At 72.2% G+C, this 19574-nt stretch carries 17 protein-coding genes and 1 tRNA gene; 5 read left to right on the forward strand and 13 right to left on the reverse strand.

The features are described from left to right. Positions 1 to 22 precede the first annotated feature (22 nt). The 5 genes from ACFVHI_RS02825 to ACFVHI_RS02845 form a co-directional block, all read right to left on the reverse strand. On the reverse strand, positions 23 to 1318 hold the full coding sequence (locus ACFVHI_RS02825; RefSeq protein WP_380335236.1) for a nucleotide sugar dehydrogenase: 1296 nt from the start codon (positions 1316 to 1318) through the stop codon (positions 23 to 25). A gap of 126 nt (positions 1319 to 1444) precedes the next feature. Beyond that, positions 1445 to 2677, reverse strand: a complete 1233-nt coding sequence (locus ACFVHI_RS02830; protein ID WP_380335125.1) for a glycosyltransferase family 2 protein — start codon at positions 2675 to 2677, stop codon at positions 1445 to 1447. 129 nt (positions 2678 to 2806) lie between these two features. Then, positions 2807 to 3766 carry an ATP-binding cassette domain-containing protein gene (locus tag ACFVHI_RS02835; protein ID WP_063349230.1) on the reverse strand — a complete coding sequence of 320 codons (960 nt, stop codon included), beginning with the start codon at positions 3764 to 3766 and terminating at the stop codon, positions 2807 to 2809. Between the two features lie 50 nt (positions 3767 to 3816). After that, positions 3817 to 4644 carry an ABC transporter permease gene (locus tag ACFVHI_RS02840; protein ID WP_380335128.1) on the reverse strand — a complete coding sequence of 276 codons (828 nt, stop codon included), beginning with the start codon at positions 4642 to 4644 and terminating at the stop codon, positions 3817 to 3819. Beyond that, positions 4637 to 5506: an ABC transporter permease gene (locus ACFVHI_RS02845; RefSeq protein ID WP_380335131.1), complete on the reverse strand. Its 870-nt coding sequence runs from the start codon at positions 5504 to 5506 to the stop codon at positions 4637 to 4639. Before ACFVHI_RS02845 ends, ACFVHI_RS02840 begins: the two co-directional genes overlap by 8 nt. Before the next feature lie 284 nt (positions 5507 to 5790). Between ACFVHI_RS02845 and ACFVHI_RS02850 the strand changes: the two genes are divergently transcribed. Next, a complete protein-coding gene (locus tag ACFVHI_RS02850) occupies positions 5791 to 8166 on the forward strand; it encodes a transglycosylase domain-containing protein (RefSeq protein WP_380335134.1) in 2376 nt (791 codons plus the stop codon). 82 nt (positions 8167 to 8248) lie between these two features. Here the strand turns inward: ACFVHI_RS02850 and ACFVHI_RS02855 are convergent, their stop codons facing one another. The 3 genes from ACFVHI_RS02855 to ACFVHI_RS02865 all read right to left on the reverse strand — a co-directional run bounded on the left by ACFVHI_RS02855 (position 8249) and on the right by ACFVHI_RS02865 (position 10481). Then, entirely contained in the window at positions 8249 to 9427 is a 1179-nt protein-coding gene (locus tag ACFVHI_RS02855; protein WP_380335137.1) for a winged helix DNA-binding domain-containing protein, read from the reverse strand. A 127-nt stretch (positions 9428 to 9554) separates the two neighbouring features. Further along, positions 9555 to 9857 (reverse strand): co-chaperone GroES, encoded by a 303-nt coding sequence (locus ACFVHI_RS02860; protein WP_079136310.1) that lies wholly within the window; start codon positions 9855 to 9857, stop codon positions 9555 to 9557. A 282-nt stretch (positions 9858 to 10139) separates the two neighbouring features. Next, entirely contained in the window at positions 10140 to 10481 is a 342-nt protein-coding gene (locus ACFVHI_RS02865) for a DUF3618 domain-containing protein (RefSeq protein WP_063349226.1), read from the reverse strand. Positions 10482 to 10627: 146 nt separating this feature from the next. Between ACFVHI_RS02865 and bcp the strand changes: the two genes are divergently transcribed. Continuing rightward, entirely contained in the window at positions 10628 to 11104 is a 477-nt protein-coding gene (bcp, locus tag ACFVHI_RS02870) for a thioredoxin-dependent thiol peroxidase (protein WP_063349225.1), read from the forward strand. 125 nt (positions 11105 to 11229) lie between these two features. Here the strand turns inward: bcp and ACFVHI_RS02875 are convergent, their stop codons facing one another. Then, positions 11230 to 13719 (reverse strand): chitinase C-terminal domain-containing protein, encoded by a 2490-nt coding sequence (locus ACFVHI_RS02875; protein ID WP_380335140.1) that lies wholly within the window; start codon positions 13717 to 13719, stop codon positions 11230 to 11232. A gap of 265 nt (positions 13720 to 13984) precedes the next feature. Between ACFVHI_RS02875 and ACFVHI_RS02880 the strand changes: the two genes are divergently transcribed. Both ACFVHI_RS02880 and ACFVHI_RS02885 read left to right on the forward strand, forming a co-directional pair. Beyond that, a complete protein-coding gene (locus ACFVHI_RS02880; RefSeq protein ID WP_063349224.1) occupies positions 13985 to 14812 on the forward strand; it encodes an HNH endonuclease in 828 nt (275 codons plus the stop codon). Between the two features lie 65 nt (positions 14813 to 14877). Beyond that, positions 14878 to 14962: transfer RNA gene (locus ACFVHI_RS02885), tRNA-Leu, on the forward strand. A gap of 60 nt (positions 14963 to 15022) precedes the next feature. Here the strand turns inward: ACFVHI_RS02885 and rdgB are convergent. From rdgB to ACFVHI_RS02905, 4 genes are all read right to left on the reverse strand, one after another. Next, a complete protein-coding gene (rdgB, locus tag ACFVHI_RS02890) occupies positions 15023 to 15628 on the reverse strand; it encodes an RdgB/HAM1 family non-canonical purine NTP pyrophosphatase (RefSeq protein ID WP_063349223.1) in 606 nt (201 codons plus the stop codon). A gap of 31 nt (positions 15629 to 15659) precedes the next feature. Beyond that, the gene (locus ACFVHI_RS02895) at positions 15660 to 16049 is read right to left on the reverse strand and encodes a hypothetical protein (RefSeq protein WP_380335144.1); all 390 of its coding nucleotides are present in this window, start codon (positions 16047 to 16049) and stop codon (positions 15660 to 15662) included. 172 nt (positions 16050 to 16221) lie between these two features. Then, positions 16222 to 16947, reverse strand: coding sequence for a ribonuclease PH (rph, locus tag ACFVHI_RS02900; RefSeq protein ID WP_063349221.1), 726 nt, complete (start codon positions 16945 to 16947; stop codon positions 16222 to 16224). A 105-nt stretch (positions 16948 to 17052) separates the two neighbouring features. Continuing rightward, positions 17053 to 17286 carry a glucose PTS transporter subunit EIIB gene (locus ACFVHI_RS02905; RefSeq protein ID WP_063349220.1) on the reverse strand — a complete coding sequence of 78 codons (234 nt, stop codon included), beginning with the start codon at positions 17284 to 17286 and terminating at the stop codon, positions 17053 to 17055. Positions 17287 to 17685: 399 nt separating this feature from the next. Between ACFVHI_RS02905 and ACFVHI_RS02910 the strand changes: the two genes are divergently transcribed. Further along, complete coding sequence (locus tag ACFVHI_RS02910) at positions 17686 to 18987, forward strand: PTS transporter subunit EIIC (protein ID WP_063349219.1); 1302 nt, start codon at positions 17686 to 17688, stop codon at positions 18985 to 18987. Positions 18988 to 19574 lie beyond the last annotated feature (587 nt).

The raw sequence follows: 19574 nt of genomic DNA on the forward strand, positions 1-19574 counted from the left end.
CCTCAGGCCCCGCCCAACATGGTCACGCCCCGCCCAGCACGATCCGCCGCACCCCCTCGACCGCCCACACCGCCGGATCCGTGCACCGCCGCCCGTCCAGCAGCACCCGCACCCCCGGCAGGTCCTCCGGCGCCAGCCCCCGGTACTCCGGGTGGTCCGCCTGGAGCACCGCCGCCACCACCGGCTCCCCCTCGTACGGAGGCAGCCCGAGCGCCGCCAGTTCCCCGCCCCCGTACAGCGGATCGCTGACGTACGGCCGCGCCCCCGCCGCCCGCACCGCCTCGACCAGCGGGAACACCCCCGAGTACGCCGTCTCCTTGACCCCGCCCCGGTACGCCGCCCCGAGCACCAGCACGCCCTGCCCGGCGATCCCGCCCGCCAGCGCGCCGTCCAGCACCCCGACCGCGTACCCGGGCATCTCCAGGTTGGCCTCCCGGGCGGCCCGCACGACCGTCGCACCCGGGTCGTTCCACAGGTACAGCCGCGGGTACACCGGGATGCAGTGCCCGCCGACCGCGATGCCGGGCCGGTGCAGGTGGCTGTACGGCTGCGAGTTGCACGCCTCGGCGATCTCCGCGAAGTCCACCCCGACCCGGTCGGCGTACCGGGCGAACTGGTTGGCGAGCGCGATGTTGACGTCCCGGTAGGTGGTCTCGGCGAGCTTGGCGAACTCCGCCGCCTCCACCGAGGCCAGCTCCCAGACGCCGTTGGGCCGGGGCAGGTCGGGGCGCGGGTCGAAGTCCAGCGCGGCCCGGTAGAACTCGGCGCCGCGCCGGGTCGAGGCGGCGTCCACGCCGCCGACCAGCTTGGGGTAGCGCCGCAGGTCGGCGAAGACCCGCCCGGTGCGGACCCGCTCCGGGCTGAACACCAGCGCGAAGTCCGCCCCGGCGGCCAGCCCGGAGCCGGCCGCCAGCCGGGGCGCCCAGCGGCCCCGGGTGACGCCGACCGGCAGGGTGGTCTCGTAGCTGACCAGGGTGCCCCGGCGCAGCCCGGCGGCGACGGCGTCGGTGGCCGCGTCGAGCAGGCCGAAGTCCGGGGTGCCGTCGGCGGCGGTGACCAGCGGGACGACCAGCACCACGGCCTCGGCGGCGGCGACGGCGGCCGTGGTGTCGGTGGTGGCCCGCAGCCGCCCTTCGACGACCACCCGCTTCAGCGCCTCGTCCAAACCCGCCTCCCGGGGGAACGGCGGCACGCCCTGGTTGACGCTGCGGACGACCCCGGGGGCGATGTCCGCCCCCGTCACCCGGTGCCCCTTCAACGCGAACTGCACGGCCAGCGGCAGGCCCAGCTTGCCCAGCCCGACCACGCAGACGTCCATCGCCCCGCTCATCCCCGCACCCCGTTCATCCTCGCGTCCCGTTCATCCCCGCACCCTGCTCATCCCCGCGTCCCCTCTCCTCCGGGGCGCCCAGCCTCCGGGATCCCCGGCCTCCGGGCCCCCCGCTCACCCCCGGCCCCCGTTCACCGTGTTGGCGAGCCGGCGCCACACCGGGTAGCGCCGCAGCCCGCGCCGCAACTGGGCCGGCACGGCGCCGCGCCACACCTGCTGGGCCAGGTTGAGCGACGGAACCTCCACCGGCAGCCGCACCGGCTCCTCGCCCAGCAGGAACAGCTCGTCCGGCAGGCCCAGCCGGGCGTCCCGGAACGCCGGGTAGCCCGCGTAGTGCCGCCGCCCGTCGACGACCACCGGCGGGTCGCCGTGCGCGGCCTCGTACCGGATCAGGTCCCGCAGCGCCTCCGGCCGGACGGCGGCGGCGAGTTCGAGCCGCAGCCGCTCGGCGACGGGCAGCCGCTGGTAGACCGCGCGGGCGCCGAAGCGCTCGATCAGCCGGCCGACCTCGGCGCAGACCTGCTCCTGCACGGTGCCGTCGAGCAGCAGGAAGTCGTCCTGGAGCAGCCGCGGCACGTCCCACGCGAAACTGCGGGCCCGGATCGCGTCCAACTCCCCGCCGGGCGCGGCCAGATCGGCGGCGACCTGCTGCAACGCCGCGATCCCGCGCAGCCGGTCCAGCACCCCGGCCCGCTGGGTGACGTTGCCCAAGTCCTGGCGCAGCACCAGGAAGTAGCAGTCGTAGTCGGCGAGGACGGACACCCGGCCCGCCCGCAGGCAGGCCTCCAGGGTGAACGGCTGGTCCGAGAAGACCTTCAACTCCTCGTCGCGGCGCAGCCCGTGGCGCCGGACGAGGTCCATCCGGAACAGCTTGGTGTCGGACAGCGCCCAGGCCAGCGCCGAGTCGGTGAAGCCGACGGACTCGGCGTTGGCGTGGAAGATCCCCTGCGGCACCAGCCGCCCGTTCACCCCGACCTGCTTGGGCACCAGCACGTCCGAACCCCAGGCGTCGGCCGCCGTGACCAGCCGCTCCAGCGCCTCGGCGCCGAGCCAGTCGTCCGCGCCGAGGAACAGCACGTAGCGGCCGCGGGCCAGTGCCAGGCCCCGGTTGGTGGGGGCCGCCGGGCCGCCCGAGTTGGGCTGGTGCACCACCCGGAACAGCCCTGGGTGGCGGGCGGCGTAGTCGTCCAGGACGGCCTCGCCGCCGTCCGTGGAGCCGTCGTCGACGACCACCACCTCCAGCCGCCCGGGCGCCAGGGTCTGCCCGACCAGCGAGTCCAGGCAGGCGGTGAGGTAGGGCATGGTGTTGTAGACCGCGACCACCACGGTCACATCGGGTCCGGTCATCGAGAAGCGCTGCCCTCCGGTGTGCTGTTCGCCGAGCGATGCAACGTCAACTCGGCTGCCCGCCGGGGAGTCACGTGCCCTCCCCGGACGGGTGACAGCGACCGGACACACGTTCAGCGTTCGGGAGGGTCAGCCGATCGCCACCTCCGTGTACATCCGCGCGATCACGTCCTCGATCGCCGGCTCGCGCACCGACAGGTCCACCAGCGGATAGCGCGCGGCCACCGCCGCCACGATCGGCGCGGCGCTCTGCTGCGCCGGGAAGGCCAGCCACTGCCGGGGCCCCTCGACCTTCACCACCCGGGCGCCGGCCACCTCGATCGCGGGCCGGGCCTCGGCCAGGTCGACCACCAGGGTGCGCTCGCTGCGCCCGGTGGCGTGCAGGCCGTCCAGCCCGCCGTCGTAGACGACCCGGCCGTGGTCGATCACCATCACCCGGCCGCAGAGCTGCTCGATGTCGGTCAGGTCGTGCGTGGTGAGCAGCACGGTGGTGCCCCGGTCCCGGTTCACCTCGCGCAGGAACTCGCGCACCTTCCCCTTGCTGACCACGTCCAGGCCGATGGTCGGCTCGTCCAGGTAGAGCACCTGCGGGTCGTGCAGCAGCGCCGCCGCGAGGTCGCCGCGCATCCGCTGGCCGAGCGAGAGCTGGCGGACGGGGGTGTCCAGCAGCCCTTCCAGGTCGAGCAGTTCGACGCAGCGGGCGAGGTTCTCGCGATATCGGCGGTCGGGGATGCGGTAGATCCGGCGGGCGAGTTCGAAGGAGTCGCACAGCGGGAGGTCCCACCAGAGCGTGGTGCGCTGGCCGAAGACGACGCCGATCCGGCGGGCCAGCGCGACGCGTTCGCGGGCCGGGTCCACTCCGGCGACGCGCAGCCGCCCGCCGCTGGGCACGAGGATGCCGGTGAGCATCTTGATGGTGGTGGACTTGCCGGCGCCGTTGGGGCCGATGTAGCCGACGCACTCGCCGGCCTCGACGGTGAAGCTCAGCCCATCCACCGCGCGCACCTCGCGCTTGACCCGGCTGAAGCGGCCGGTGCGGGCCCGCACGGTGAAGGTGCGGCGGACGTCCTCGAGTTCGATCAGTGCCATGGGGGTTCCTTGCGTAGGAGGGGGGTTCAGCTACCGGTGCCCCGGTAGGTTCAGCTGCCGGTGCCGCGGTAGGCGCGCAGTCCGGCCCGCCAGGCGAGCCCGGCGGCGGCGACGCAGAGCGCGGCGGCGAGCGGGGAGGCGTACTGGAAGGCGGTGGGCAGGCCGAGCGGGTCGGGCCGGCCGAGGATGTGCAGGGCGGGCAGCCAGTTGACGAAGGCCAGCGGGACGCCGAAGACCACGCCGGCCACCAGTTCCTTGGCGAAGATGGTCGGCGGGTAGTGCAGCAGGGTCGCGCCGCCGTAGGTGAAGGAGTTCTGGATCTCCTTGGACTCGCCCCACCAGAACTGCACGGTCGCGCCGCCGACGTAGATCGCGCCGAAGATGACGCTGCCGCAGACCAGCAGGGCGGGCACCAGCAGCACGCGGTCCCAGGTCCAGTGCACGTCCAGGGTGGCCAGTGACCAGGCGAGCACGGCCAGGGCCTGGATCGGGCGGCCGAGCCGGCGCAGCGAGAAGCGTTCGGCGCACAGTTGGGCGAGCGCGGGCGCCGGCCGGATCAGCATGGTGTCCAGCGATCCGTTGACGATCCGCACGCCGAGGCCCTCGACCGAGCCGACCAGCAGGTTGGCCACGCCGAGGGCGAAGGTCGCGGTGCCGTAGAGGAACGCGATCTCCGGCAGGCGCCAGCCGCCCAGCTGGTCGGTGTGCCGGAACATCAGCACCAGGACGACGAAGTCCAGCGAGTGCGTGGCGAGGCTGGCCACCAGGTTCAGGGCGAAGGAGGCCCGGTAGGCCATCATCGAGCGCATCCACATCCGGGCGCACAGCCACCAGGAGCGGACCGCCCACGCGGTGCGGGGCACGATCGGCTCAGCCACCCTGCACCACCACCTTGCGGGTCGCCAGCCACTGGGCGCCCCGGCCCGCGGCGAGCAGGGCGACGGCCCAGGCGAGCTGGAAGCCGAGCGCGCCGAGCAGGTCGGCGCCGGTCGAGCGCTCCAGGAAGACGTCGGTCGGCACCTTCACCAGCGCCGCCCAGGGCAGCACCGCGGCGAGGTCGCCGAGCAGGCCGGGGAAGAGCACGATCGGCAGCAGCATCCCTGAGAAGAACATCGAGACCACCAGCATCACCGAGCGCACCCCGTCCGAGTCGTGCAGCCAGAAGCCGGTGATCGAGGCCAGGAAGCGCAGCCCGAAGCTGACCACCAGCGCGAGCAGCACCGAGAGCAGGAAGACCGCCCAGGTCAGCGGCTGCTCGGGCATCCGGGTGCGGAACACCAGGGCGCCGACGAGCAGCGGCACGGTGCCGCGGACCAGCAGTTGGAAGGCGGCCCGGCCGAGGTCGGTGGCCAGCCACCAGCCCTGGAAGTCGACCGGGCGGTAGAGGTCGACGGCGATGTCCCCGCTGCGGAAGCGGTCCTGGAGGTCGTCCTGGAAGCCGCCGCCCCACACCGCGACGGTGACCAGCAGGGCCTGGCTGACCCAGATGTAGGTGACGGCCTGGCTCTGGTCGTAGCCGCCGAGGCTGGGGCGGGCCTGCCAGAGGGCGAGGAAGGAGGAGGCCAGGATGATGCCGAAGACGGTGTTGGTGAAGGTGCCGGCCAGGGTGGCGGCCCGGTAGGTGGAATAGCGGCGGAAGGCGCCGCGGGCGACGGCCGCGTAGAGCCCGAGGACGGGCAGGGGTCCGGTGGGATCAGGAGGGCGTGCGGTCCGCGTCTCCGCGGGTGCGAGATTCAGCATATTGTCTCCTTGTCGACAAATACGGGCAGACGGATGCCCGCCGACGTCCGCGCACACCCCAGCGGCTCCGACCGGCCGAACCCGGGGGTACCGGGCCGAACGCGCGGAGCTGACGGAACTGGGTGCGCTGTGCGGGTGCGCTATGCGAGTGCGCCACGTGAGGCGCTACCTGGTTTGCACCTTTCACCGTAGCGCCGAGGACCAGCCGCCGCACCCGATTTCCCCGAGCACGCCAACCCCCCGACCACCCCCTGATCGGCCATCAAATAGCACATAATCGCGGCATGACCTTGAGCACCCGACGCCAGGCCAAACGAGCCGCCCGCCGCGCGGCCCGCCGAGCCCTCCCCCGCTGGCGCCGGCTCCTGCCCACCTGGCGCATCACGCTCGGCGCCCTCACCGCCGCGCTCCTGCTCACCGCCGGCGCCTTCGCCGTGCTCTACGTCATCGTCCCGGTGCCCGACCCCAACGCCCACGCCGTCGCCCAGAACAACATCTACCTCTACGCCGACGACACCACCGAGATCGCCCGCACCGGCGCCGTCAACCGCACCGACGTCACCATCGACCAGATCCCCCCGCAAACCCAGCACGCCGTCGTCTCCGCCGAGGACCGCACCTTCTACCGCAACCGCGGCATCGACCTCAAAGGCATGCTCCGGGCCGGCTGGAACACCCTCACCGGCAAGGGCACCCAAGGCGGCTCCACCATCACCCAGCAGTACGTCAAGAACTACTACCTGACGCAGGACAAGACCATCGAACGCAAGGGCCGCGAACTCTTCATCGCCCTCAAGGTCGACCAGCAACGCGACAAGCCCGAGATCCTCGCCGGCTACCTCAACAGCAGCTACTTCGGCCGCGGCGCCTACGGCATCCAGAGCGCCGCCCACGCCTACTACGGCGTCGACGTCTCCGCACTCACCCTCGCCCAGGGCGCCTACCTCGCCTCCCTCCTCCAGGCCCCCAGCAGCTACGACGTCAAGACCGCCACCCCCGCCAACCGCGAGAAGGCCATCGCCCGCTGGCACTACACCCTCGACGGCATGGTCCAACTCGGCTTCCTCACCGACGCCGAACGCACCGCCACCACCTTCCCCGAACCGATCGACCCCCAGCCCGCCACCGGCCTCTCCGGCCAGGCCGGCTACCTCGTCGGCGTCGCCGACGACTACCTCGTCTCCGCCGGCATCATCGACACCGCCACCCTCAAGGCCGGCGGCTGGCGCATCACCACCACCTTCGACAAGCCCAAGCAGGACGCCTTCCACAAGGCCGTCCAGGACGAACTCACCGACGAACTCGACCCCCAGCGCCGCCCCGCCACCGACACCGACGTCCGGGTCGCCGGCGCCTCCGTCGAAGCCGCCACCGGCCGCGTCGTCGCCGTCTACGGCGGCCCCGACTACGCCAAACAGCCCTACAACGACGCCCTGCGCCAGGACAACCAGATCGGCTCCACCTTCAAACCCGTCGACCTCGCCGCCGGCCTCATCGCCCAGCACACCCTCGACGGCCGGCCGATCACCCCCGACACCCGCTACGACGGCACCAGCGAACGCCCCGTCACCGGCGGCCCCACCCCCTACGCGCCGCCCAACGAGGACGACGTCGACTACGGCAACATCACCCTGCGCTACGCCATGGTGAAGTCCGTCAACTCCGTGTACGCGCAGGAGGGCGTCGACGCCGGCCTCGCCCGCGTCCGCGACACCGCCGTCAAACTCGGCATCCCCGACAGCGTCCGCGGCATGGACCCGGCCAACACCTCGATGACCCTCGGCACCGCCACCCCCAGCGCCCTCGACCTGGCCGGCGCCTACGCCACCCTCGCCAACCACGGCCAGGCGAACGCCCCGTGGTCCGTCCTCAAACTCGCACGCGTCCACACCGGCGGCGCCGTCGACGCCCCCAAGATGCCCGACCACACCCCCGTCGACGCCATCGACCGGCCCTACGCCGACACCGTCACCGACGTCCTGCGCGACGTCATCGGCCCCCGCGGCACCGGCGCCGCCGCCCTCGACCTCGGCCGTCCCGCCGCCGGCAAGACCGGCACCACCGACTCCAACCTCTCCGCCTGGTTCGCCGGCTACACCCCCGAACTCGCCACCACCGTCGGCCTCTTCCGCGAGAACCCGAAGACCCACGCCAAGGAACCACTGGCCGGCACCGCCGGACTCGCCCGGATCAACGGCGGCACCTTCCCCACCCGGATCTGGACCGCCTACATGAGCGCCGCCCTCGACGGCACCACCACCCAGCAGTTCGACCTCCAGACCGGCCGCGACACCCCCGCCCCCGACTTCAGCCCCAGCAGCAGCGCCACCACCACCCCCAGCCCCACCGCCACCACCCCCACCACCGGCGGCGGCAGCAGCGAGGAACCCCCCAGCAGCACCCCCGTGCCCGACACCCCCACCCACACCCCCACCCACGCCCCCAGCGCGCCCGCCCCGCAGCCCACCACCACCCAGGAACAGCCCAGCCCGCAGGCACCCCAGCCCACCACCACCCAGGAGCAGTCCAGCCCCACCCCCCGACCCACCCAGACCCGGCCCACCCACCCGACCACACCACCCAGCACCACCGGCGCCACCACCAACCCGGCGACGAGCGCGACACCACCGGCCCAGCGCGCCACCCCGCCGGCCCAGTGAGCCGCTTCACCGGCCCGACGCGCCACCCCGCCGGCCGCTGAACCACCCCGCCGAGCGGTGAACCACCCCGCCGGCCGGTGACCTACCCCGCCGCCAACTCCCGCTCCAACGGCGACCGGAACCGCGGCGTCACCCGCACCTCCCCCAGCCAGCCCGCCAGACGCGCCGCCTCCGCCGCGATCGCCGCCCCGGCCTCCGCCCCCACATCACCGAACAGCCGCCACACCACCTCGCCGTCCGGCCGCTGCGCCCAGCCGCCCACCACCCGGCCGCACCACCACACCGTCGGCCCGGCGTTGCCCGCCCGGTCGAACAGCGCCGGCACGTCCTCCGACCGCAGGTACCAGTCCCGCCCCCGCCAGCCCATCACCGTCGGATCCAGCGCCGGCAGCAGCGCCGCCCACGGCTCCGGCTCCGCCACCGGCCCGGCGTCCCCCGGCAGCACCAGCGCCGCCGCCCCGCCCGCCAGCTCCACGTCCTCGGCGCCCACGTCCGCCAGCGCCCGGCGGGTGTCCCCCAGCGTCCAACCCGTCCACCACTTCACGTCCTCGACGGTCGCCGGGCCGTACCCGGCCAGCCAGCGCCGCACCACCTCCGCCTTCGCCTCCCGCACCGGCGCGTCCGGCCACTGCGGCACCGGCGCCCACGGATAGACGTTGCTCAGCCACGACCCGCGCGGACGGCCCCGCCGCACGTGCCCGTCCGCGGCCAGCACCCGCAGCAGCCGACTGCCCACGCTCTGCCGGCTCTCGTACGGCTTGCCCGCCGACATCAGCATCGTCTCGCGCAACTCCGGTACGTCGTCGCCGAGTTCCTTCGTCGTCGCCTCACCGCGCCGGGCCACGGCGGCCAGCACCGCGCGCTCCGCCCCGGCGAGCCGCGCCTCGTCCCAGCCGTCCGCGTGGTCCCGAAGGTGCTTGAGCAGCGTCGCCCGCTCCCTCGCCGCGATCGCCCGCGCCGTCGACGAACTCACGTGCGGCGCGAAGCCCTCCGTCACCGCGAACAGCGTCCGCCGCATCGACAGCAGCTTCACCAGCGTGACGTCCTCGTACAGCGCCCGGTCCACCTCCGCCGCCGACGGCTCCGCCAGCCGCGCGCACGCCGACAGGTACACCGTCGCCGGGTCCGACGCGTGCAGCCCCACCAGCGCGTCCGCCACCTGCTCCACCCGCGCCACCCGCACCGACGGCGCCAGCAACTGCCGCCGCCCCACCCGGGCCCGCCGCTCACCCTCGCCGATCACCGGCACACGCCTCGTCATGCCGGGACCCTAGCGCCCACCACCGACAGGCCCGGCCCCTAGCGCGCCCACCACCGACAGGGCCGGACGCAAGGAGCCGGCCGGGGCACCGCCCCGACCGGCTCACGCCACGCCCGTGCTCAGAGGTTCAGAGGTAGAGCCCGGTCGAGCCCTCCGTGTCACCGAAGCGGGTCGCCGCCACCGCGTGCAGGTCACGCTCGCGCAGCAGCACGTAGGTGGCGCCGCGGACCTCGACCTCCAGCTTGTCCTCCGGGTCGTACAGGACGCGGTCGCCCGGCTCCACCGAGCGGACGCTCTGGCCCACCGCGACGGCCTCCGCCCAGGTGCAGCGCTTGGACAGCTCCGCGGTCGCGGGGATCAGGATGCCGCCGGTCGAGCGGCGCTCACCCTCACTGCCCTCGATCCGCACCAGCACGCGGTCGTGCAGCATCCGGATCGGCAGCTTCTCGCCCAGCCGGTCGTGCCGCGCCGCCTCGTACTCGGGTGCGGCGGAGGAGGCCTGCGGGGTCGGTTCGTCGTTCGTACTCACGATCCCGAAGGTACCGCCCCCGGGCGCGCGGCGTGACGCTGGCCCGGCATGCGGGAAGCCGCGGCACCCGCGGGGCCGGGCACACCCCCAGGTCAGGGCACACCCTGGGCCCGGACACACCTTCCGGCCCGGGCACACCGAAGGCCGGACGCCTCCCGCGCCCGGCCCTCACCCCGCGCCCGTTCAGCCCTTGCGGCGCTTCCGGGCGGAAGCCACCAGCAGCAGCACGCCCACGCCGACCAGCGCGGCCGGAACGATCCGCTCCGTACGCGGCTGCCCCTTCTCGTCCACGAACTGCGCCCGCACCTTCTCCACCACGCCGTTGGCGGCGACGTACGCCCGGCCGGCCTTCTCCTCGACGGCGGCCACGGCCTTCGCCTTCACCTGGGCGCTGATCGTGCTCGGGTGGACGCGCACGGCCAGCTCGTCCAGGGTGGCCGCCAGCTGGGTGCGGGTCCGGGAGATGTCCGCCTCGATCTGGGCGGTCGTCCGCGCCGACTTGTCCTTCGTGCTCGCCTCGCCCACTCGGGCCACCCCATTCACTTGCTGATGTTGTCCTGTGCGACTGACCCAGTCTGTCAGTTGCCGAGCACGGCCGCGCGACCCCACCCACCATCGGAGGTAAGTTTGCCGTGCTATGACCGCCCGCCCCAGCAACAGGAGATTTACCCGTGAGTGAGCGTCTCCAGCCCGGCGACACCGCGCCCGCCTTCAGCCTGTCCGACGCCGACGGCAACCAGGTGTCCCTCGCCGACCACCTGGGCCGCAAGGTCATCGTCTACTTCTACCCGGCCGCGCTCACCCCCGGCTGCACCAAGCAGGCCTGCGACTTCACCGACAACCTGGAGGTCCTCGCCGGCGCCGGCTACGACGTCATCGGCGTCTCCCCGGACAAGCCGGAGAAGCTCGGCAAGTTCCGCGAGGCCGAGAACCTCAAGGTCACCCTGGTGTCCGACCCGGACCACCAGGTGCTGGAGGCCTACGGCGCCTACGGCGAGAAGCAGAACTACGGCCGCACCTACGTCGGCGTGATCCGCTCCACCGTGATCGTGGACGAGCAGGGCAAGGTCGAGCGCGCGCTGTACAACGTGAAGGCCACCGGGCACGTCGCCAAGCTGCTGCGCGACCTCAAGGTCGAGACGGCCTGACGCTCGAAGGCCTGGTGCTCCGGCGCCCGGCACCCCGCTCGCCTGGCACCTCGCTGAACGAAGCGGTGGCGGCACACCCCCCGACCGGGTGCACCGCCACCGCCGTCTCTCACCTCAGGGCGCCGTCAGCAGGCCCCGAGGTCGCTCCAGACGCCCCACGAGCCGCTGGCCGCGGGGTCGTCGCCCTTGGTCCACCACTTGTTCTGGTAGTAGTGGCCCTTCCACGACACCTTGGTGGTGGCCGCGTAGGTGGTGCCCGCGTCCCAGCTCGGGGCGGCCGTGCAGGCCCCCGTCGTCGGGGTGGCGGTCGCGGTGGCCGTGGCCGTCGCGGTCGGCGAGGCCGTCGCCGTCGGGGAGGCGGTCGCCGTCGGCGAAGCGGTCGCGGTCGCGGTCGCGGTAGGCGTCGGGGTCGGGGTAGGCGTCGGGGTCGGCGTGCCACCGTCCACCGTGCCCCGGGTCAGGTCGCCCTTGAGCCCGTACAGCGTGCCGTTCACGTTGACCGTCCAGTTCGACGGGGTCGAGACCGGCAGGTAGTAGACGAAGTCCAGGTCCACCGAGGCGCCCGGCGCCAGCGACTGCCAGCCCGGCAGCTTGACCGACACCCGGTTGTAGGTGCCCTTCAGGCCGCCCACGTTGCCCGGACCGGGGTTGTCCTGCCGGATGACCTGGAGGCCGAAGCCGGACTGGTCCTTGGCGTTGCCCGGAGCCGAGTTGCTGTAGTCGAACTGGAACTCGGTGCCGCCCGGCAGGGTCGTCGTCGAGTTGTTGACGATGTGGATCTTCGGGTTGATCGGGTAGTTCGAGTCACCCAGCGCGAAGTTGGTGAACGACACGTCGATCGGCAGGGTCTGCTGCGGCAGCGGGACCGTCGAACGGGTCGCGCCGTACGGCGTGGCCGCCTTGAACTTGTCGTACATCAGCGAGGTCAGCGTCGAACCCGGCACGTACTCGCCCTTGCCGCCGTTGGCGCCCGCGTCCCACTTGTAGTCGCCCGCGAGCTCCCAGATCATCGCGCCGCCGGCGCCCTGGTTGACGATGTAGTCCGCCTTGGCACCCACCGACTGCTCGTCCTCGGTGGAGAGGAACACCTTCTTGGCGTCGTTCCACAGCCACGGCGCCACCAGGCTGCTGCTGTAGTTGCGGGCGTAGGTGCCCTGCAGCGCGGTGTCCTTCACGCCGTACTTGGCCAGGTAGTCGGGCAGGATGCCCTTCTCCAGGTTCTTCGCGTGCCACATCGGGTTCGACCCGGCCGGGGACTCCTTGCCCGCGTCGTCCTTGTCGTTCCAGATGTTGTCGATGCCGACCGCGCCGTCACCGCAGGAGGTCAGGCCGGAGCCGACCGGGCAGGTCGTCGCCGCCGCGGTGCCCCACAGGCCGTTGGTGCCGCCCGTGACGTTCTTGAAACCCCGGGTGTAGTACGGCAGGCCGACGTTGATCCGGCCGCCCGGCATCGCACCGCGGAAGTAGTGGTACGACCAGTCGGCGTTCAGGTAGCCGATGCCGCCGTACTGGCCGGTGCCGTACACGTTGGCCGCCGCCAGCTCGCCGTCCTTGCCGTCGTCGAACAGCGAGGCGTTCGGGCCGACGTACTTGTTCCAGGCGCCGTGCAGGTCGTACGACATGATGTTGACGTAGTCCAGGTACTGCGCCACCTGGAAGGTCTCCATGCCACGCAGCAGGTAGCCGGACGACGGGGCCGCGACCGACAGCAGGTAGTGCCTGCCGTCGGCGGCGCCGGCCCGGTCCAGGTTCTCGCGCAGCGTCTTCATCAGCGCCGCGTAACCCTTCGCCAGCGAGCCGCGCTTGGAGTTGGCGAGCTGCCAGTCCAGCGGGTTTCCGGCGTCCTTCATCGAGGTCGGGTACTCGTAGTCGACGTCGACGCCGTTGAAACCGTACTTGCGGATGAAGTCGACGGACGAGGCGGCGAAGGTGTCGATGCCGGCCTGGTTGACGCTGCCGTCCGGGTTGACGGTCATCGAGTAGAAGCCGCCGGAGTTGACGCGCTTGCCGTCGTCCCCGAAGTAGCCGCCGGTCTCGGTCCAACCGCCCACCGAGATCAGGGTCTTGACGTTCGGGTACTGCTTCTTGAACTTCGTCAGCAGATTGAAGTGGCCCTTGTAGGGCAGCGTCGGGTCCAACTCGGCGCCGGGCACGCCCGGGAAGGAGATCCCGGTGGCCTCGTTGGTCGGGCCGTCGGTGCCGACGGAGAGCTTGTTGTCACCGCCGACGTGGCCGAACGCGTAGTTGAGGTGGGTGACCTTGTCCCAGGGGATGTCGTTCACCAGGTAGGGCTGGTCGCCGTTCTTGCCGGTGCGCCAGCCGGTGAAGTAGCCGATGATGCGGCGCTGGTGGTCCGCGCCCATCTTCTCGCGGCCGCCGGTGTCGTAGACCGAGCAGTACGGGACGTCCACGCCGGGCGTCTGGTACAGGCCGTCGGGGCGACAGGCCCCGTTGTCGACGGTCGCGGACGCCTGCGAGGGCACCGCGCCCAGCGTCGACAGCAGCAGACCGGCCAGACCGGCCGCCGCCAGCGAGATCGCGCCCGCCCGGGCAGCCGGGCTCTTGCGGCGGAGTGCGGCGGTGGGACGCCGCTCCGCCGTGTTTCGGATCAACACTCGGTCCTCCGGGAGAGAGTGTCGGCGCGTGCCTGTGGGGGAGCACGCACGTGGGGGATTGCAATTGGCGCCGAAGCTATGTGGTCTGAACCACATAGGTCAATAGGTCTGTACCAATTGGTAATCAAACCCCCAACCCCGCCGGTCACCCCACCGACGACAACAAGTCACCCCCTGGCCGAAACCCCGTCACCCGTAACCAAACCCCCCACCGATCGTTCGCACACCGGGGGACGGGCGAACCACTGCCCGAAGGGGAACAACCATGCCGGTCAAGTACACCCGCGAACTGCTCGCGTCGCTCGCGGCCGAGTCCAGCAACGTCAACGACATGATGCGAAAGCTCGGCGTGCCGATGGCGGGCGGCACGCACAGCTACCTGAGCCGGCGGCTCCGGCACTACGGCATCGACACCTCGCACTTCGCCCAGGAGGGATGCCGCGCCTACAGGCAGCGCCAGTACTCGAAGGAGGTGCTGGCCGAGGTCGCTGCTGCCGCAACCACGCTCGACGAGATGCTGATCGCACTCGACCGCGAACCCAACCAGTACAACCGCTCCTACCTGCGGCGGAAGGCCAAGGCGTACGGCATCGACACATCCCACTTCCCGTCGCCTGGAACCGTCTACACCCGGGAACTCCTCCAGGAGGCCGTCGTGGCCTCGCACAGCGTGGCCGGAGTCGTGCGCTACCTCGACCAGCGTCAGGCCGGTGGCACCCAGGCCCACATCGGGCGCCGCATCAAGGCACTCGGCATCGACACCTCACACTTCACCGGGCAGGCCCACGGCCGCGGCAAGCATGCCCCCACCAGAATCCCCGCCGAACAACTCCTCGCTCAGCGCCCCTGGGGGGCCAAGCGGCTCCCCGGCTCGCGAATCCGTAGCGCGCTGAACGAACTCGGCAGGCCGCAAGAGTGCGAGGGCTGCAGCACCGGCCCCGAGTGGCGCGGGCACCCGATGACGCTGGAGGTGGACCACATCAATGGGGACTGGTCGGACAACCGGCCGGACAACCTGCGGCTGCTCTGCCCGAACTGCCACGCCATCACTCCGACCTACTGCAAACAGAAGTCGAGGAAGCACGCTGCCTAGCGGCTTGGTCGAAGGAAGGTGTCGGCCAATTCGCGGGCCCAGTAACATGATGGTCAGCAGGACAGGCGGCCGTGGCGCAGAGGCGACGCAGACGGTTTAGGTCCGTTGGCCCGTGAGGGCTTGAGGGTTCGAATCCCTTCGGCCGCACCAGGATGACCTTCAAATCGAAGGGCCCGACCGGAATGATTCCGGTCGGGCCCTTCGATTTTCTCAGCCCAGGAGGTCCTTGACGACCGGGGCGAGGCCGCGGAAGGCCTGGCCGCGGTGGCTGATGGCGTTCTTCTCGGCGGGGGTGAGTTCGGCGCAGGTGCGGGTCTCGCCGAGGGGCTGGAGGATCGGGTCGTAACCGAAGCCGCCGTCGCCGGAGGGGGCGGTGCGCAGGGTGCCGAGGAGGCGGCCCTCGACGACGCGCTCGGTGCCGTCGGGGAGGGCGAGGGCGGCGGCGCAGAAGAAGTGGGCGCCGCGGTGCGGGTCGGAGATGTCGGAGAGCTGGGCGAGCAGCAGGTCGAGGTTGGCGCGGTCGTCGCCGTGCTTGCCGGCCCAGCGGGCGGAGAAGATGCCGGGGGCGCCGTTCAGGACGTCCACGCAGAGGCCGGAGTCGTCGGCGACGGCGGGCAGGCCGGTGGCGCGGGCGAGGGCGTGGGCCTTGAGGAGCGCGTTCTCGGCGAAGGTGACGCCGGTCTCCGGGACGTCCGGGATCTCGGGGTAGGCGTCGGCGCCGACGAGTTCGACGTCCAGGCCGGCCTCGCCGAGGATGGCGCGGAGTTCGGCGACCTTGTGCTGGTTACGGGTGGCGAGGATCAATCGGGTGGACATATCGCCCACCCTATCGGCAGCCGTTCCGGCGTCAGCCGGTGCAGACCGAGGTGAGGTTGCCGGCCGCGTCGCCGAGCGGCTTGAGGTCGGGGACCTCCTTCTTGTCGACGGCCTGCTGGACCTTGTCGGCCTGCTTCTGCAGGTCGGCGACGGCCTTGGCGACGTCGGTGTTCTTGGAGTTCTTGCCGACCTGGTTGAGGTCGGTCCTGAGCTTCTCCAGCGCCTTCGCGGCGGCCGCCGAGTCGTTGCTCGCGTTGCCGTAGGCGCTGGTGACGTCGGCGAGGTCGCCGGTGATCCTGACCGCCGTGTTGCCGCAGTCGATCGCCTTCTGGGCTGCGGAGCAACTGACCATGCTGAGCGGGAGGATGGCGATCAGGCCGGCCACGGCGAGGGCGGCGGGGCGGGCGATGCTGGACGGCATCCGGTCCTCCTGTGGGGCGCGCGGGTTCCGTGGGACGGGACGCGCGCCGGGGGGTGCGCGGTTCCCGCAGCAGGGGTGCTGCGGGAACCGTACGGGCTTCGGGCCCGGCGTGTACAGCGGCCCGTACGGCGGCGGGTACATCCGGGTCCACGGCGCCGTGGGCCGAACCGGTTCAGGCCTCCAGGGCCTTGCGCTGGATCTCGTCGAGCTCGGCGCAGCCCAGGGTGCCGAGGTCGAGCAGGCGGTCGAGCAGGGCGCGGTCGAAGGGGGCGCCCTCGGCGGTGCCCTGGACCTCGACGAAGCGGCCGTCGGCGGTGCAGACGATGTTCATGTCGGTCTCGGCGCGGACGTCCTCCTCGTACTGGAGGTCGAGCATCGGGACGCCGTCGATGATGCCGACGCTGACGGCGCTGACGCCGCCGGTGATGGGCTGGCCCTTGGCGCGCAGGAGCTTGCGGTCGCGGGCCCAGGCGACGGCGTCGGCGAGGGCGACGTAGGCGCCGGTGATGGCGGCGGTGCGGGTACCGCCGTCGGCCTGGAGGACGTCGCAGTCGAGGACGATGGTGTTCTCGGCGAGGGCGCGGTGGTCGACGACGGCGCGCAGCGAGCGGCCGATGAGCCGGCTGATCTCGTGGGTGCGGCCGCCGATGCGGCCCTTGACGGCCTCGCGGTCGCCGCGGGTGTTGGTGGCGCGCGGGAGCATGGAGTACTCGGCGGTGACCCAGCCTTCGCCGCTGCCCTTGCGCCAGCGGGGGACGCCCTCGGTGACGCTGGCGGTGCACAGCACCTTGGTGTCGCCGTAGGAGATGAGGACGGATCCTTCGGCGTGCTTGCTCCAGCCCCGTTCGATGGTGATGGGGCGGAGCTGGTCGGGGGTGCGGCCGTCGATGCGTGACATAGGCACTGAGCGTAGTCGCTCGGAGCGGGTGTTCCTGGTGCGCCTCGGCCCGCCGTTCCCGGGTGGGGCGGCGGGCCGGGGGTGGGGTGAGCCCGGTGGCTCAGCTCACATCATGTCCTCGATGTCAGCGGCGATCGGGTCGGCGTCGGTGCCGATGACGACCTGGATGGCGGTGCCCATCTTGACGACGCCGTGGGCGCCGGCGGCCTTGAGGGCGGCCTCGTTGACCAGGGAGGCGTCCTTGACCTCGGTGCGAAGGCGGGTGATGCAGCCCTCGACCTCTTCGATGTTGTCGATGCCGCCCAGACCGGCGACGATCTTCTCAGCCTTGCTGGCCATCTGATTTCTCCCTCTGTCTCGGCCCGCCGGCCGCTCTGCCGGGTGCCGTCCTGCGCTGTGCTGGGGTGTCCGCCGACCGGTGGCCGGCGTGGTCGGTACCGGTGCTGACGCGGGTTCAGCCGCGGTCGCGCCGCCGGGCAGCGCGACCAGCATCACCTGCTCCGGTCCGATCTGCCACGTTAGTCCACTTTTGGCCCATTCCGGCGCGCACGGTCCCGGCCGCCACCAGAGGATGACGAGCAGCGGGCTCGCGCCCGGCGTGCGGCCTGCGTCCCAAAGTGGTCTACACCAATATATGTGTACTCCGATGAACGCAGAAAGGACCCCGGGTGTTCCGGATCCCCGCCCGGGGGTCCCGCCGGGGGCCACCGGCCGGCAACTGCTCCCGGAGGGCGAAGGATGAGTTCGGCAGGCGCCACGGCCCCGCAGCGCGTGTGGTGGCACACCTTCTACGGCGGCCTCCAGAAGATGGGCCGCTCCCTGCAGCTCCCGGTGGCGGTGCTCCCCGCGGCCGGCATCCTCAACCGGCTCGGCCAGCCCGACGTCTTCGGCCAGGACGGCCTCGGCTGGACCGACGTCGCCAAGGTCTTCGCCGCGGCCGGCGGCGCCCTGCTGGACTCCTCGTTCGGCCTGCCGATGCTGTTCTGCGTCGGTGTGGCGATCGGCATGGCGAAGAAGGCGGACGGTTCCACCGCGCTGGCCGCCGTGGTGGGCTTCCTCGTCTACTACAAGGTCCTGCACGCGTTCCCGGAGAGCTGCAAGAGCGGGACGGTCCTGGTCACCGACTCCTGGACCGGCCAGTGCGTGGACTACAGCTCGGCCAAGGCGGCGGCCGCGACGTACCAGAACCCGGGCGTCCTGGGCGGCATCCTGATCGGCCTGATGTCGGCCTGGCTCTGGGTCCGCTTCCACCGCACCAGGCTGGTCGACTGGCTGGGCTTCTTCAACGGCCGCCGCCTGGTGCCGATGATCACCGCGGTGGTGGGCCTGGCCACCGCCTGCGTGGCGCTCTGGGTCTGGCCGCCGATCGGCCGCGGGCTCAACGACTTCAGCCAGACCCTGGCCGACCTGGGCGCGGGCGGCGCCGGCATCTTCGGCCTGTTCAACCGCGCGCTGCTGCTGATCGGCATGCACCAGTTGCTGAACACATTCGTCTGGTTCCAGTTCGGCGAGTTCATCAAGCCGGACGGCACCATCGCGCACGGCGACATCCCGCGCTTCCTGGCGGGCGACCCGACGGCCGGCCAGTTCCAGTCCGGATTCTTCCCGATCATGATGTTCGCGCTGCCCGCCGCCGCACTGGCGATCGCGCACTCGGCGAAACCGCACCGCCGCAAGGAGATCTACGGCCTGATGCTCTCGGTCGGCCTGACCTCCTTCGTGACGGGCGTCACCGAACCGCTCGAGTACTCCTTCGCCTACGTCGCCCCGGCCCTGTACGGCGTGCACGCGCTGCTGACCGGCGCCTCGATGGCCGTCACCTGGGGGCTCGGGGTGCACGACGGCTTCAGCTTCTCGGCCGGCCTGATCGACTACGTCATCAACTGGGGGCTGGCCACCAAGCCGTGGCTGATCATCCCGATCGGGCTCTGCTTCGCCGCCGTGTACTACGCGCTCTTCCGGTTCATCATCGTCAAATTCAATCTGAAAACACCCGGGCGGGAGGACGAGAGCGAGGTCGAGGACGTCACCAAGCTCTGAAACCGAGCGTCACCGGGCAGCACCCGCAATGGCCTCCGGACCCGACGGCCCGGAGGCCTTCGGCATTTCCGGAAAGGACCAAATGCCCGGGCGGTAAAACAATTCCGATATGCGCCCCGGGGATTCCCCGGCGGGCCGTCGGCCGTGTCAGGCGGGGCCGGGGCGGCCCGCACCGCCCGGCCGCCGGGCCGCCGGACGGGGGCGCGCCGGGGGTGGGGAAAGGCCGCCGCCGCCCGGCGCGGGCGGTGGCCGGCAATCGGCCGCCGCCGTTTCCGCGCCGGCCCCGACCATGCGCCGCGGGGGGTCGGAAAGCCGCGGATTGGCCGAAGCCGGACGGGGTGGGGCCCGGACTCCTCCCGGCCGACGGTCGTTCGTGATGTCCGACACCCCGGCGGGCCCCTTCCCCGCCGCCCGCCGCGCCCGGCCCGGACCCCGGCGGGCGGGCACCCGGGCTCCGGGGGCCGCCTCCGCCCGGGCCTCGCCGCGTCCGCCCGTGAACCCCGCCGACCCGGCCCCCGTTCGCACATCGCCGGGCCCGCGACGGACCCCTGACGAGGCCTCGACGGGGCCGCCGGGCGGGGCCGGGC

Source organism: Kitasatospora sp. NPDC127121 (assembly GCF_042677305.1).
In the GTDB taxonomy this organism is placed as follows: domain Bacteria; phylum Actinomycetota; class Actinomycetes; order Streptomycetales; family Streptomycetaceae; genus Kitasatospora.

Excerpts from the sequence above, each read along its gene's own strand:
- ACFVHI_RS02825 (WP_380335236.1), bottom strand. The coding sequence starts at position 1,318 with ATGGACGTCTGCGTGGTCGGGCTGGGCAAGCTGGGCCTGCCGCTGGCC.
- ACFVHI_RS02910 (WP_063349219.1), top strand. The coding sequence starts at position 17,686 with ATGAGTTCGGCAGGCGCCACGGCCCCGCAGCGCGTGTGGTGGCACACC.
- ACFVHI_RS02850 (WP_380335134.1), top strand. The coding sequence starts at position 5,791 with ATGACCTTGAGCACCCGACGCCAGGCCAAACGAGCCGCCCGCCGCGCG.
- ACFVHI_RS02880 (WP_063349224.1), top strand. The coding sequence starts at position 13,985 with ATGCCGGTCAAGTACACCCGCGAACTGCTCGCGTCGCTCGCGGCCGAG.
- ACFVHI_RS02830 (WP_380335125.1), bottom strand. The coding sequence starts at position 2,677 with ATGACCGGACCCGATGTGACCGTGGTGGTCGCGGTCTACAACACCATG.
- ACFVHI_RS02835 (WP_063349230.1), bottom strand. The coding sequence starts at position 3,766 with ATGGCACTGATCGAACTCGAGGACGTCCGCCGCACCTTCACCGTGCGG.
- rdgB (WP_063349223.1), bottom strand. The coding sequence starts at position 15,628 with ATGTCCACCCGATTGATCCTCGCCACCCGTAACCAGCACAAGGTCGCC.
- ACFVHI_RS02860 (WP_079136310.1), bottom strand. The coding sequence starts at position 9,857 with ATGCTGCACGACCGCGTGCTGGTGCGGATCGAGGGCAGTGAGGGTGAG.
- ACFVHI_RS02905 (WP_063349220.1), bottom strand. The coding sequence starts at position 17,286 with ATGGCCAGCAAGGCTGAGAAGATCGTCGCCGGTCTGGGCGGCATCGAC.
- ACFVHI_RS02895 (WP_380335144.1), bottom strand. The coding sequence starts at position 16,049 with ATGCCGTCCAGCATCGCCCGCCCCGCCGCCCTCGCCGTGGCCGGCCTG.
- ACFVHI_RS02845 (WP_380335131.1), bottom strand. The coding sequence starts at position 5,506 with ATGCTGAATCTCGCACCCGCGGAGACGCGGACCGCACGCCCTCCTGAT.
- rph (WP_063349221.1), bottom strand. The coding sequence starts at position 16,947 with ATGTCACGCATCGACGGCCGCACCCCCGACCAGCTCCGCCCCATCACC.
- ACFVHI_RS02855 (WP_380335137.1), bottom strand. The coding sequence starts at position 9,427 with ATGACGAGGCGTGTGCCGGTGATCGGCGAGGGTGAGCGGCGGGCCCGG.